Source organism: Streptococcus mitis (assembly GCF_946190335.1).
Lineage (GTDB): Bacteria > Bacillota > Bacilli > Lactobacillales > Streptococcaceae > Streptococcus > Streptococcus mitis_CH.
Genome location: NZ_CAMHZN010000001.1, coordinates 526,916 through 540,497, shown reverse-complemented (window position 1 = coordinate 540,497; position 13,582 = coordinate 526,916). Strand labels below are relative to the sequence as shown.

Annotated in this window: 10 protein-coding genes; 9 read left to right on the top strand and 1 reads right to left on the bottom strand. The window is 41.5% G+C overall.

The window, feature by feature from the left end:
* Positions 1-9 precede the first annotated feature (9 nt).
* From N8O43_RS02775 to ileS, 5 genes are all read left to right on the top strand, one after another.
* Entirely contained in the window at positions 10-543 is a 534-nt protein-coding gene (locus N8O43_RS02775; protein ID WP_000053356.1) for a cell division protein SepF, read from the top strand.
* On the top strand, positions 543-806 hold the full coding sequence (locus N8O43_RS02770) for a YggT family protein (protein WP_261089360.1): 264 nt from the start codon (positions 543-545) through the stop codon (positions 804-806). The genes N8O43_RS02775 and N8O43_RS02770 overlap by 1 nt, the downstream gene beginning before the upstream one ends.
* Entirely contained in the window at positions 803-1,588 is a 786-nt protein-coding gene (locus tag N8O43_RS02765) for a YlmH family RNA-binding protein (protein ID WP_261089359.1), read from the top strand. The genes N8O43_RS02770 and N8O43_RS02765 overlap by 4 nt, the downstream gene beginning before the upstream one ends.
* A gap of 8 nt (positions 1,589-1,596) precedes the next feature.
* The gene (locus N8O43_RS02760) at positions 1,597-2,472 is read left to right on the top strand and encodes a DivIVA domain-containing protein (protein WP_314726006.1); all 876 of its coding nucleotides are present in this window, start codon (positions 1,597-1,599) and stop codon (positions 2,470-2,472) included.
* A 252-nt stretch (positions 2,473-2,724) separates the two neighbouring features.
* Positions 2,725-5,517: an isoleucine--tRNA ligase gene (ileS, locus tag N8O43_RS02755; RefSeq protein WP_261089358.1), complete on the top strand. Its 2,793-nt coding sequence runs from the start codon at positions 2,725-2,727 to the stop codon at positions 5,515-5,517.
* A gap of 233 nt (positions 5,518-5,750) precedes the next feature.
* Here the strand turns inward: ileS and N8O43_RS02750 are convergent, their stop codons facing one another.
* Positions 5,751-6,542: a nucleotidyltransferase domain-containing protein gene (locus N8O43_RS02750; protein ID WP_261089357.1), complete on the bottom strand. Its 792-nt coding sequence runs from the start codon at positions 6,540-6,542 to the stop codon at positions 5,751-5,753.
* 228 nt (positions 6,543-6,770) lie between these two features.
* Here N8O43_RS02750 and N8O43_RS02745 point away from each other — a divergent pair, with 228 nt between their 5' ends.
* The 4 genes from N8O43_RS02745 (at position 6,771) to N8O43_RS02730 (ending at position 13,469) form a co-directional block, all read left to right on the top strand.
* Positions 6,771-7,463 (top strand): phosphoglycerate mutase, encoded by a 693-nt coding sequence (locus N8O43_RS02745; protein WP_000240129.1) that lies wholly within the window; start codon positions 6,771-6,773, stop codon positions 7,461-7,463.
* A 52-nt stretch (positions 7,464-7,515) separates the two neighbouring features.
* Positions 7,516-9,927: a glycoside hydrolase family 95 protein gene (locus N8O43_RS02740; RefSeq protein WP_261089356.1), complete on the top strand. Its 2,412-nt coding sequence runs from the start codon at positions 7,516-7,518 to the stop codon at positions 9,925-9,927.
* Between the two features lie 130 nt (positions 9,928-10,057).
* A complete protein-coding gene (locus N8O43_RS02735; RefSeq protein WP_261089353.1) occupies positions 10,058-10,759 on the top strand; it encodes an ABC transporter ATP-binding protein in 702 nt (233 codons plus the stop codon).
* A gap of 1 nt (position 10,760) precedes the next feature.
* Complete coding sequence (locus N8O43_RS02730) at positions 10,761-13,469, top strand: FtsX-like permease family protein (protein ID WP_261089352.1); 2,709 nt, start codon at positions 10,761-10,763, stop codon at positions 13,467-13,469.
* Positions 13,470-13,582: the final 113 nt, after the last annotated feature.

Sequence of the window (13,582 nt, the reverse complement as noted above, 5' to 3'; positions counted from 1 at the left end):
GAAAGAAATATGTCTTTAAAAGATAGATTTGATAAATTTATAGATTATTTTACAGAAGATGGAGAAGATGTTGGTACTGCATATCAGCCTAAAGCTGAAGAGCCGATTGTGACTCCAGTCCCTTCTGTTCAAGAGTTGCCTCAACAAGCTGGTAGCACGCCATCTAAAGATAAAAACATCACTCGTCTTCATGCCCGTCAACAAGAGTTGGCTATGCAAAGTCAACGTTCTACTGATAAGGTGACAATTGATGTTCGTTATCCACGTAAATACGAAGATGCCACAGATATTGTTGATTTATTAGCTGGTAACGAAAGTATTTTGATTGATTTCCAATATATGACAGAAGTTCAAGCACGTCGTTGTTTGGACTATCTGGATGGGGCGCGCCACGTTTTAGCTGGTAACATGAAAAAGGTAGCATCTACTATGTACCTGCTGACACCAGTTGATGTTGTCGTCAATATTGAAGACATCAAAATTCCAGATGAATCACAAAATGGTGAATTTGGCTTTGATATGAAACGTACGAGAGTGAGATAATGATCTTTCTCATTCGTTTTGTTCAAAATGCAGTGGATATCTATTCACTGATTTTAATCGTGTTTGCTCTGATGTCTTGGTTCCCCAATGCTTATGAATCACGTCTTGGATGCTTGATTATTAGTTTAGTGAAACCGATAATAGCTCCCTTGCAACGTTTACCCCTCCAGATTGCAGGTCTTGACTTGTCTGTCTGGATTGCGGTATTACTAGTTCACTTTCTAGGGGAGCAGTTGATTCGATTTTTAGTGATCTTTCTATGAACAAGATGATTTATCAACACTTTTCTAAGAATGATTCGTCTTTTATTGATAAGGGAGTAGAATGGATAAAAAAGGTAGAAGATTCTTATTCTCCTTTTTTAACACCCTTTGTAAATCCCCATCAAGAAAAGATTTTAAAGGTTCTAGCATCAACCAACGGCATCTCCTACATGAGCAGTCGGCAGTTTCTTGAAACTGAATATGTACGGGTAATCCTGTATCCTGATTATTTTGAGCCAGAATTCTCTGATTTTGAACTTTCCTTGCAAGAAATTGTTTATCCTAATAAGTTTGAGCGGTTAACACATGCAAAAATATTAGGAACTGTTTTAAATCAGCTAGGAATCGATAGGAAGCTATTTGGTGATATCTTAGTCAATGAAGAGAGGGCACAGATTATCATTAATCGACAGTTTATGCTCCTTTTTCAAGACGGCATTACGAAAATTGCTCGTTTACCGGTTCGTCTAGAAGAACGAGATTTTACTGAGAGAATCGCTACAGTAGAAGATTATCAAGAATTAGATATTTGTATTGCTAGTTCTAGATTAGATGTTTTTCTAGCAGGTGTCTTCAAGCTGTCTAGAAATCAGGCAAGTCAGTTAATTGAAAAACAGGCAGTCCAAGTGAATTACCATTTAGTTGAAAAATCAGATTATGCAGTTCAAGTTGGTGATTTGATTAGTGTTAGGAAATTTGGTCGATTGAAACTCGTTAGAGATAATGGGCAAACAAAAAAAGATAAAAAGAAATTAACGGTCCAATTGTTATTAAGTAAGTGAGGAAAAATATGCCAATTACATCGTTAGAAATCAAAGATAAAACCTTTAGCACACGCTTTAGAGGGTTTGATCAAGAAGAAGTAGATGAGTTTTTAGATATTGTAGTCCGTGATTATGAAGATTTGGTTCGCTCTAATCATGATAAGGATTTACATATTAAGAGTTTGGAAGAGCGTTTGTCTTACTTTGATGAGATGAAAGATTCATTGAGTCAATCTGTATTGATTGCACAAGATACAGCAGAGCGAGTAAAACATGCTGCAACTGAACGTGCAAACAATATTATCCAACAGGCAGAGCAAGATGCACAACGTTTGTTGGAAGAAGCTAAGTACAAGGCAAATGAAATTCTTCGTCAAGCTACTGACAATGCTAAGAAGGTTGCTGTTGAAACAGAAGAATTGAAGAACAAGAGTCGTGTCTTCCATCAACGTCTTAAATCTACAATTGAGAGCCAGTTAGCAATTGTTGAATCTTCAGATTGGGAAGATATTCTTCGCCCAACAGCTACTTATCTTCAGACAAGTGATGAGGCCTTCAAAGAAGTGGTCAGCGAAGTCTTAGGTGACTCTGTATTGCAACAACATCCAGAGGAAGAACCAATTGATATTACTCGCCAGTTTTCTCCCGAGGAAATGGCAGAGTTGCAAGCGCGTATCGAAGCGGCTAATAAGGAACTTGCAGAAGCCGAAGCAAGAGCTGAGCAGGAACAAGTGGTTTCACCAGCTCCGGTTGTTGAAGAAAGTCCAGCTCATCCAGTTGGTCCAATGTATGAAGAGCCAGAAGTAGCTCCAAGCCATTATTCAGGACCAACACCAGCTACTGAAGCTGTAAACTCAGAACCAGGTTTTGCGGCACCGCAAGAATCTGTTACAATTTTATAAGAAATATTCTGAGAACAATATCTTATCCTTATATTTCCAGCGAGCAGGAGATGGTGTGAGTCCTGTAATCCCTAATGCTAAGATTATCCTCTCAAAAACTCAAGTCTGAAGCTAGTAAGATTTGACGTTCCCCACGTTACGGGATAAGAGGGAGAAAGACTAAATCTTTTTCCGAATAAAGGTGGTACCACGATTTTCGTCCTTTTTGGCAGTCGTGGTTTTTAATTTGTTATTATTTATAAAGGAGATACCATGAAACTCAAAGATACCCTTAACCTTGGGAAAACAGCTTTCCCAATGCGTGCAGGACTTCCTACCAAAGAGCCAGTTTGGCAAAAGGAATGGGAAGATGCAAAGCTTTATCAACGTCGTCAAGAATTGAACCAAGGAAAACCTCATTTCACCTTGCATGATGGCCCTCCATACGCGAACGGAAATATTCACGTTGGACACGCTATGAACAAAATTTCAAAAGATATCATTGTTCGTTCAAAATCAATGTCAGGTTTTTACGCACCATTTATCCCAGGTTGGGACACTCATGGTCTGCCAATCGAGCAAGTTTTGGCAAAACAAGGTATCAAACGTAAAGAAATGGACTTGGTTGAGTACTTGAAACTTTGCCGTGAATACGCTCTTTCTCAAGTAGATAAACAACGCGAAGACTTCAAACGTTTGGGTGTTTCTGGTGACTGGGAAAATCCATATGTGACTTTGACTCCTGACTATGAAGCAGCTCAAATCCGTGTATTTGGTGAGATGGCTAATAAAGGTTATATCTACCGTGGTGCAAAACCAGTTTACTGGTCTTGGTCATCTGAGTCAGCCCTTGCTGAAGCGGAGATTGAATACCATGATTTGGTTTCAACTTCCCTTTACTATGCCAACAAGGTAAAAGATGGCAAAGGTGTTCTAGATACAGATACTTATATCGTAGTCTGGACAACAACTCCATTTACCATCACAGCTTCTCGTGGTCTGACTGTTGGTGCAGATATTGATTACGTTTTGGTTCAACCTGCTGGTGAAGATCGCAAGTTTGTGGTTGCTGCAGAATTGTTGGCTAGCTTGTCTGAGAAGTTTGGTTGGGGTGATGTTCAAGTTTTGGCAACTTACCGTGGTCAAGAATTGAACTACATCGTAACAGAACACCCATGGGATACAGCTGTAGATGAGTTGGTTATCCTTGGTGATCACGTTACCACTGACTCTGGTACTGGTATTGTCCATACAGCCCCTGGTTTTGGTGAGGACGACTACAATGTTGGTATTGCTAATGGTCTTGAAGTCGCAGTGACTGTTGACGAACGTGGTATCATGATGAAGAATGCTGGTCCTGAGTTTGAAGGTCAATTCTATGATAAGGTTGTCCCAACTGTTATTGAAAAACTTGGTAACCTCCTTCTTGCCCAAGAAGAAATCTCTCACTCATACCCATTTGACTGGCGTACTAAGAAACCAATTATCTGGCGTGCAGTACCACAATGGTTTGCCTCAGTTTCTAAATTCCGCCAAGAAATCTTGGATGAAATTGAAAAAGTGAAATTCCACTCAGAATGGGGTAAAGTCCGTCTTTACAATATGATTCGTGACCGTGGCGACTGGGTTATCTCTCGTCAACGTGCTTGGGGTGTTCCGCTTCCTATCTTCTATGCTGAAGATGGTACAGCGATCATGACTGCTGAAACTATTGAACACGTGGCTCAACTTTTTGAGGAACATGGTTCAAGCATTTGGTGGGAACGTGATGCCAAAGACCTCTTACCAGAAGGATTTACTCATCCAGGTTCACCAAATGGCGAGTTCAAAAAAGAAACTGATATCATGGACGTTTGGTTTGACTCAGGTTCATCATGGAATGGAGTGGTAGTAAACCGTCCTGAGTTGACTTACCCAGCAGACCTTTACCTAGAAGGTTCTGACCAGTACCGTGGTTGGTTCAACTCATCACTCATCACATCAGTTGCTAACCATGGCGTAGCACCTTACAAACAAATCTTGTCACAAGGTTTTGCCCTTGATGGTAAAGGTGAGAAGATGTCTAAATCTCTTGGAAATACCATTGCTCCAAGTGATGTTGAAAAACAATTTGGTGCTGAAATCTTGCGTCTTTGGGTAACAAGTGTAGACTCAAGCAACGACGTGCGTATCTCTATGGATATCTTGAGCCAAGTCTCTGAAACTTACCGTAAGATTCGTAACACCCTTCGTTTCTTGATTGCCAATACTTCTGACTTTAACCCAGCTCAAGACGCAGTAGCATACGAAGAGCTTCGTTCAGTTGATAAGTACATGACTATTCGCTTTAATCAGCTTGTTAAGACCATTCGTGATGCTTACGCCAACTTTGAATTCTTGACAATCTACAAGGCCTTGGTGAACTTTATCAACGTTGATTTGTCAGCCTTCTACCTTGATTTTGCCAAAGACGTTGTTTACATCGAAGGTGCCAAATCATTGGAACGCCGTCAAATGCAGACTGTTTTCTATGACATTCTTGTGAAAATTACGAAACTCTTGACACCAATCCTTCCTCACACTGCGGAAGAAATCTGGTCATATCTTGAATTTGAAGCAGAAGACTTCGTTCAATTATCAGAATTGCCAGAAGCAGAGACATTTGCTAATCAAGAAGAAATCTTGGATACATGGGCTGCCTTCATGGACTTCCGTGGACAAGCTCAAAAAGCCTTGGAAGAAGCGCGTAATGCAAAAGTTATCGGTAAATCACTTGAAGCACACTTGACAGTTTATCCAAATGAAGTGGTGAAAACTCTACTTGAAGCAGTAAACAGCAATGTGGCTCAACTTTTGATCGTGTCAGACTTGACCATCGCAGAAGGACCAGCTCCAGAAGCTGCCGTTAGCTTCGAAGATGTAGCCTTTACAGTTGAACGTGCTGCAGGTGAAGTATGTGACCGTTGCCGTCGTATCGACCCAACAACAGCAGAACGCAGCTACCACGCAGTCATCTGTGACCACTGTGCAAGCATCGTAGAAGAAAACTTTGCAGACGCAGTCGCAGAAGGATTTGAAGAGAAATAAGGTTGAAAAATCTAGGGAAAACTCAATTTGAGAAGAAAAGACAACTAATCTTATAGACTATAAAACGCATTGTATCAAGTTTTTGAACATATGATATGATGCGTTTTTTATCATGTTAAAAACTTTTTTGTACTGCTCTTGTTTCAATCAACTCTACACCGTTATATATTGTGGAAATTCAAAAAGCTCATGAATCATCTGGAAATCAGATTTCATGAGCTTTTATTGTAATTCTAAATAGATTCATTAATCAAGAGTTTAAGATTTAATAGGAGCTGCTCTAAAGTTAGGACTGTTTTCTCATGGTGATCTAGCTGGTAGAGATTTTGAAAATAGTCTTGGATATTGTCTTCAAAATGTTGAGGTAGATGAGAGCAATTATTTTTTGCGTACTGGAGCATGCGTTTTTCTCCTGGGTGGAGCTGCTCATTGAAGGCAAAGAGTAAATCGAAATAAGAAGCGAAAAACTCGCTACTGCGGTGGTTGATGCTGAGTAAGTCTTTGCGTTTGAGGGCTTTTTTGATTTGTCTTGAAAAAGCTGGCATAGCTTGGTCGAGAAGCAGGAATTGCTTGTTGATGATATTCTTTTTCAGCTCAGCTGGATAAGGCAGATTGTACTTTTTATGGAGGGCAGCATAGTAACCATCTCGATCGTAGAGAATCTTGCTGTTGAGCAGATTGTACCACATACAAGTAGTGTAAGAATTCTGGGCTTGGTGCTCTAAAACTACGACCTGTAAATTTTTGTCAAATTCGTCTAGAGAGCGGTAAATCAGTTCAATCTCTATGCCATTATTGAGAACACAATCATCCTCCAATTCCCAAAATTGATTGCCGATTTCCATATAGGAGCAGTGTTTACTGAGGATTTCTTTTCGTATGTCTGGCGAGAGGGGAGCACTGAGGTAGACATATACATCATAGTCAGAGTCTTTGTCAAAATCTTGTCCAGCCCGTGATCCTCCTAGAGCTAGTGCCTCTACTTGTTCCAGTTGAGCCAATTCTTTAAAGAGCTGTTGTGGCATAATGGTAACCTTCTTTATTTTTTGACATCATTCTAACAAAAAGTAGGGAGACTAGCAAGAGTGAAATGGAAATTTCTTCTCACATAATTGCTGATCTTGTTCAAAGCAACCCAACTGCCAAACAGTCGGTTCCTTTTTGGTTTTGACTAGCTTTTTTGTGAAAAATTGTGTAAAATAGAATAGATAAACGAGGGAAAACCTCGGAAAATTTAAAGGAGAATCCATCTAATGGTAAAATTGGTTTTTGCTCGCCACGGTGAGTCTGAATGGAACAAAGCTAACCTTTTCACTGGTTGGGCTGATGTTGATTTGTCTGAAAAAGGTACACAACAAGCGATTGACGCTGGTAAATTGATCAAAGAAGCTGGTATCGAATTTGACCAAGCTTACACTTCAGTATTGAAACGTGCGATCAAAACAACTAACTTGGCTCTTGAAGCTTCTGACCAATTGTGGGTTCCAGTTGAAAAATCATGGCGTTTGAACGAACGTCACTACGGTGGTTTGACTGGTAAAAACAAAGCTGAAGCTGCTGAACAATTTGGTGATGAGCAAGTTCACATCTGGCGTCGTTCATACGATGTATTGCCTCCAAACATGGACCGTGATGATGAGCATTCAGCTCACACTGATCGTCGTTACGCTTCACTTGACGATTCAGTTATTCCAGATGCTGAAAACTTGAAAGTGACTTTGGAACGTGCCCTTCCATTCTGGGAAGATAAAATTGCTCCAGCTCTTAAAGATGGTAAAAACGTATTCGTAGGAGCTCACGGTAACTCAATCCGTGCCCTTGTAAAACACATCAAAGGTTTGTCAGATGACGAAATCATGGACGTGGAAATTCCTAACTTCCCACCATTGGTATTCGAATTTGACGAAAAATTGAACGTAGTTTCTGAATACTACCTTGGAAAATAAAAAATTGTAAGCCTAGGATTAATTTCTAGGCTTTTTATGTTAGTATGGTAGTATGATAAGGAATAAAAAACAAGATTATGTATTGGCCTACAAGCAACCAGCGTCAACGACATATAAGGGTTGGGAAGAAGAGGTCTTACCGATAGGCAATGGTTCTTTAGGGGCTAAATTATTTGGGCTTATAGGGGCTGAGCGGATTCAATTTAATGAAAAAAGTCTCTGGTCTGGAGGTCCACTTCCTGATAGTTCAGATTATCAGGGTGGAAATCTTCAGGACCAGTATGGTTTTTTAGCTGAGATTCGGCAGGCTTTGGAAAAGAGGGATTACAATACTGCTAAGGAATTGGCTGAACAGCATTTGGTTGGGCCCCAAACGAGTCAATATGGAACCTATCTATCCTTTGGAGATATTTTCATTGAGTTCAGCCGGCAAGGTAAGACTTTGTCTCAGGTGACGGATTACCAGAGACAGCTGAATATCAGTAAGGCACTTGCGACGACTTCTTATGTACATAAAGGGACTATGTTTAAACGAGAAGCCTTTGCGAGTTTTCCAGATGATCTCTTGGTTCAGCATTTTACTAAGGAAGGGGAGGAAACTCTAGATTTTACTATAGAACTGACCTTGACAAATGATTTGGCTTCTGATGGAAAGTATGAGCAGAAAAAATCTGATTACAAGGAATGCCAGCTGGATATCACTGATTCTCATATCTTGATGAAGGGACGGGTTAAGGATAATGCCCTGAGGTTTGCTGGCTGTCTCGCTTGGCAAACGGATGGAGACATTAGAGTCTGGTCGGATAAGGTTCAGATATCAGGAGCCAGTTATGCCAATCTTTTCTTGGCTGCTAAGACAGATTTTGCTCAAAATCCAGCTAGCAATTATCGCAAGAAACTAGATTTGGAGCGACAAGTAAAGGACTTGGTGGAGACAGCTAAAGAAAAGGGCTATGCCCAATTGAAGTCTAGGCATATTCAGGACTACCAAGCCTTATTTCAGCGGGTTCAATTGGATTTGGGGGCTGAAGTTGACGCAGCCACTACAGATGATTTGTTAAAAAATTATAAGCCACAAGAGGGACGGGATTTGGAGGAACTGTTCTTCCAGTATGGACGGTATTTATTGATTAGTTCGTCTAGAAATTGTCCAGATGCTCTACCAGCTAACCTGCAAGGTGTCTGGAATGCGGTCGACAATCCTCCTTGGAATTCAGACTATCATCTAAATATCAACTTGCAGATGAATTATTGGCCAGCCTATGTGACTAACCTCTTAGAGACGGCCTTTCCGGTCATCAACTATATCGATGATTTGCGGGTCTATGGTCGCCTAGCGGCTGTAAGGTATGCAGGAATCGTCTCTCAGAAAGGTGAGGAGAATGGTTGGCTGGTTCATACTCAAGCGACTCCCTTTGGCTGGACGGCACCTGGTTGGGATTACTATTGGGGTTGGTCTCCAGCAGCCAATGCGTGGATGATGCAAACTGTTTATGAGGCCTATTCATTTTACAGGGACCAAGACTATCTCAGGGAGAAAATTTATCCCATGTTGAGGGAAACGGTTCGTTTTTGGAATGCTTTTTTACATGAGGATCAGCTGGCCCAGCGTTGGGTATCTTCTCCCTCTTATTCGCCAGAGCATGGGCCGATTTCGATTGGCAATACCTATGACCAATCTCTAATTTGGCAGTTATTCCATGATTTTATTCAGGCTGCTCAAGAACTGGTGCTGGATGCGGACTTGTTGACGGAAGTCAAAGAAAAATTTGATTTATTAAATCCTCTTCAAATTACTCAATCTGGTCGAATAAGGGAGTGGTATGAGGAGGAAGAACAGCATTTTCAAAATGAGAAAGTGGAGGCCCAACATCGGCACGCTTCCCATCTAGTGGGACTCTATCCTGGAACTCTCTTTAGTCATAAGGGGCAAGAGTATCTTGAAGCGGCGCGTGCTAGTCTCAATGATCGTGGAGATGGGGGCACAGGCTGGTCCAAGGCTAATAAGATCAATCTCTGGGCCCGTTTGGGAGATGGAAATCGAGCCCATAAATTATTAGCAGAGCAATTAAAGACATCCACCTTCCCCAATCTTTGGTGTAGCCATCCACCTTTTCAGATAGATGGGAATTTTGGTGCTACTAGTGGTATGGCGGAAATGTTGCTTCAGTCTCATACAGCTTATCTGGTGCCTCTAGCTGCCCTACCTGATGCCTGGTCAACAGGTTCTGTTTCAGGTTTAATGGCACGTGGACATTTTGAAGTTAGTATGCAGTGGGAGGATAAAAAACTCTTACAGATGACCATTTTATCAAGGAGTGGAGGAGATTTGCGAGTCTCTTATCCAGGTATTGAAAATAGTGTGATTGAAGTCAATAAAGAAAAAGCAAAAGTGAAATGCGTAGAGAAAGATTGTATTTCGATAGAAACAGCAGAAGGCGATCTGGTTCAATTTTATTTTTAAGAAGATAAATGAAGGCAGTGATTTTAGACTGCCTTTTTTGAAGTGGTTGAGAATGTAAGCAGTTTCCAACTAGTTGAAAAAGCGTTATAATGGTAGTAGGAAGTAAATTGTTTGAGAGAGGGTGAGTCTAATGGCTTATATTGAGATGAAACACTGTTACAGGCATTATCAAGTTGGGGACACGGAAATTGTGGCCAATCGTGATGTGAATTTTGAGATTGAAAAGGGGGAGCTGGTGATTATCCTTGGTGCATCTGGTGCAGGCAAGTCAACAGTTCTTAACCTTCTTGGGGGAATGGATACCAATGACGAGGGGCAAATCTGGATAGATGGTGTCAATATTGCAGACTATAGTTCCCACCAGCGCACCAATTACCGCCGCAATGATGTAGGCTTTGTTTTTCAGTTTTATAATCTAGTTTCCAATTTAACTGCTAAGGAAAATGTGGAACTGGCTTCGGAAATCGTGACAGATGCCTTGGATCCTGAGCAGGTTTTGACAGATGTAGGTCTGGCTCATCGTCTTAATAACTTTCCAGCTCAGCTGTCTGGAGGGGAGCAACAGCGAGTCTCCATTGCACGCGCGGTAGCCAAAAATCCTAAAATCCTCCTTTGTGATGAACCTACTGGAGCCTTGGATTATCAGACGGGCAAGCAAGTCTTGAAAATTCTCCAAGATATGTCTCGTCAAAAGGGAGCGACGGTGATCATTGTGACTCACAATGGAGCTTTGGCACCCATTGCTGATCGCGTGATTCATATGCATGATGCTAGTGTCAAGGATGTGGTGATCAACCAGCATCCTCAGGATATTGACAGTTTGGAGTACTAGTATGATCAAGCGAAAAAACTATTGGAATGACTTAATTCAGTCCTTCACAGGCTCCAAGGGGCGTTTTTTATCCATCTTAACCTTGATGATGTTAGGGTCTCTAGCCTTAGTAGGCCTCAAAGTGACTAGCCCCAACATGGAGGCGACAGCTGATGCTTATTTAACAACTGCTCAAACCTTGGATTTGGTAGTTATGTCTAATTATGGTTTGGATCAAACAGATCAAGAAGAACTAGAACGGATAGAGGGCGCAGAGGTTGAGTTTGGCTATTTGACAGATGTGGCTATGGATAATGGGCAGGATGCCATTCGGCTGTACTCCAAACCAGAGCGAATTTCAACCTTTCAGCTAAGAGAGGGACGACTTCCTCAGTCAGACAAGGAAATTGCTTTGGCCACTCATTTGCAAGGCCGATACAGCGTGGGACAGGAGATTAGTTTTAAAGAAAAAGAAGAGGGTCATTCCTCTTTAAAAGACCATACTTATACCATTACTGGTTTTGTGGATTCAGCTGAAATCCTCTCCCAGCGAGATATGGGCTACGCAGGAAGTGGAAGTGGGACTCTGACAGCCTATGGAGTGATTTTACCTAGTCAGTTTGATCATAAAGTCTACAATATAGCTCGTTTGAAATATCAAGATTTAGCAGGCTTAAATGCTTTCTCAGCAGCTTATGAAGAAAAATCCAAGCAACATCAGGAAAACCTTGAACAAGCTTTGTCAGATAATGGCAAGGCACGTCTGCAACTCTTGAAAAAAGAAGGACAAGAGTCTCTAGACAAAGGCCAAGAAACCCTTGATAAGGCTGAGACTAATCTGCAGGAAGGCAAGCGTCGTTTAGCAGCTGCTCAAGCTCGTTTACAGGTTCAGGAAAGTCAACTAGCCTTGCTTCCTCAAGCCCAGAGAGAGCAGACCCTTGCTCAACTTACCCAAGCTAAGCAGGAATTGAGCAAGGAAGAGGACAAACTAAAGCAGGCTGAACAAAATCTAGCCCAAGAAAAGGAAAAATTAGAAAAACATCAGCAAGTATTGGATGATTTGGCTGAGCCCAAGTATCAAGTCTATAATCGTCAGACCATGCCTGGCGGTCAGGGCTACCTCATGTACAGCAATGCTTCAGCCAGTATTCGGGCAGTGGGCAATATCTTTCCTGTAGTGCTTTATGCCGTAGCAGCTATGGTGACCTTTACAACCATGACTCGCTTTGTGGATGAAGAGAGAACACATGCAGGTATTTTTAAGGCTTTGGGTTATCGTAGCAAGGATATTATTGCCAAGTTTCTCCTCTACGGTCTAGTAGCTGGAACTGTCGGAACAGCTCTAGGTAGTATACTTGGCCATTATTTACTAGCCAGTGTGATTTCAAGTGTCATTACAAAAGGTATGGTGGTGGGAGAAACCCAGATTCAGTTCTATTGGACCTATAGCTTACTGGCTCTTGTCTTGAGTTGGTTGGCGAGTGTGTTACCAGCTTACTTGGTAGCTCGTAGGGAACTTCATGATGAAGCAGCCCAGCTTTTACTGCCTAAACCTCCTGTTAAAGGAGCTAAAATCTTACTGGAGCGTATCGGTTTTATCTGGCGCCGTCTCAGCTTTACTCATAAGGTAACAGCTCGCAATATCTTCCGTTATAAGCAGCGGATGTTGATGACGATCTTTGGTGTGGCAGGTTCAGTCGCTCTGCTCTTTGCAGGTTTGGGAATCCAATCCTCTGTAGCAGGAGTTCCGTCTAGACAGTTTCAACAAATCCAACAGTATCAGATGATTGTCTCTGAAAATCCTAGTGCGACCAATCAAGACAAGGCAGAGCTAGAAGAAGTGTTGAAAGGGCAGGACATCAAAGCCTACCAGAAAATCTATTCTAAAACGCTAGACAAGGATTTCAAAGGAAAGGCTGGTCTTCAAACTATTACTCTTATGATGACAGAGAAGGAGGATTTGACTCCCTTTATCCATCTGCAACATCATCAGCAAGAGCTGATATTAAAAGATGGAGTTGTTATTACAGCTAAACTTGCCCAGTTGGCAGGTGTCAAGGTTGGACAGACTCTAGAAATTGAAGGTAAGAAGCTAAAGGTCGCTGCCATTGCTGAGAACTACGTTGGTCATTTTATTTATATGAGTCAGGCTAGCTATGAGCAAATTTACGGAAAGCTACCCCAAGCCAACACTTATCTAGTTTCGCTAAAGGATATCAGTGCTACTGGTATTGAAAGTCAGGCAGGCTTACTTATGAATCAATCTGCAGTGTCCAGTGTTGTCCAGAATGCTTCAGCCATTCGGCTCTTTGACTCGGTCGCAAGTTCACTCAATCAGACCATGACCATCTTGGTCATCGTATCGGTTCTGTTGGCTATTGTTATCCTCTACAATCTGACCAATATAAACGTAGCTGAGAGAATCCGTGAACTCTCCACTATCAAGGTTCTCGGTTTTCATAATAATGAAGTCACCCTTTACATTTACCGTGAGACAATTGTGCTGTCCCTTGTGGGAATCGTACTTGGTTTGGTATCTGGTTTCTATTTACATCAATTTTTGATTCAAATGATTTCGCCTGCGACTATTCTCTTTTATCCGCAGGTAGGCTGGGAAGTATATGTGATTCCGGTAGCAGCAGTAAGCATCATTTTGACCTTGCTTGGTTTCTTTGTCAATTATCATCTGAGAAAGGTTGATATGCTTGAAGCTTTGAAATCTGTAGAGTAAGGTAGTTGTTTTTATCTGATTGAATTTATATTTACTCGTAAATCATGACCACCCGCATAGCGGGTGGTTTTTTCGTCTCGCACCTAGCGGAGCGAGACGGACTAATAGTCACA

Excerpts from the sequence above, each read along its gene's own strand:
- N8O43_RS02775 (WP_000053356.1), top strand. The coding sequence starts at position 10 with ATGTCTTTAAAAGATAGATTTGATAAATTTATAGATTATTTTACAGAA.
- N8O43_RS02770 (WP_261089360.1), top strand. The coding sequence starts at position 543 with ATGATCTTTCTCATTCGTTTTGTTCAAAATGCAGTGGATATCTATTCA.
- N8O43_RS02765 (WP_261089359.1), top strand. The coding sequence starts at position 803 with ATGAACAAGATGATTTATCAACACTTTTCTAAGAATGATTCGTCTTTT.
- N8O43_RS02760 (WP_314726006.1), top strand. The coding sequence starts at position 1,597 with ATGCCAATTACATCGTTAGAAATCAAAGATAAAACCTTTAGCACACGC.
- ileS (WP_261089358.1), top strand. The coding sequence starts at position 2,725 with ATGAAACTCAAAGATACCCTTAACCTTGGGAAAACAGCTTTCCCAATG.
- N8O43_RS02750 (WP_261089357.1), bottom strand. The coding sequence starts at position 6,542 with ATGCCACAACAGCTCTTTAAAGAATTGGCTCAACTGGAACAAGTAGAG.
- N8O43_RS02745 (WP_000240129.1), top strand. The coding sequence starts at position 6,771 with ATGGTAAAATTGGTTTTTGCTCGCCACGGTGAGTCTGAATGGAACAAA.
- N8O43_RS02740 (WP_261089356.1), top strand. The coding sequence starts at position 7,516 with ATGATAAGGAATAAAAAACAAGATTATGTATTGGCCTACAAGCAACCA.
- N8O43_RS02735 (WP_261089353.1), top strand. The coding sequence starts at position 10,058 with ATGGCTTATATTGAGATGAAACACTGTTACAGGCATTATCAAGTTGGG.
- N8O43_RS02730 (WP_261089352.1), top strand. The coding sequence starts at position 10,761 with ATGATCAAGCGAAAAAACTATTGGAATGACTTAATTCAGTCCTTCACA.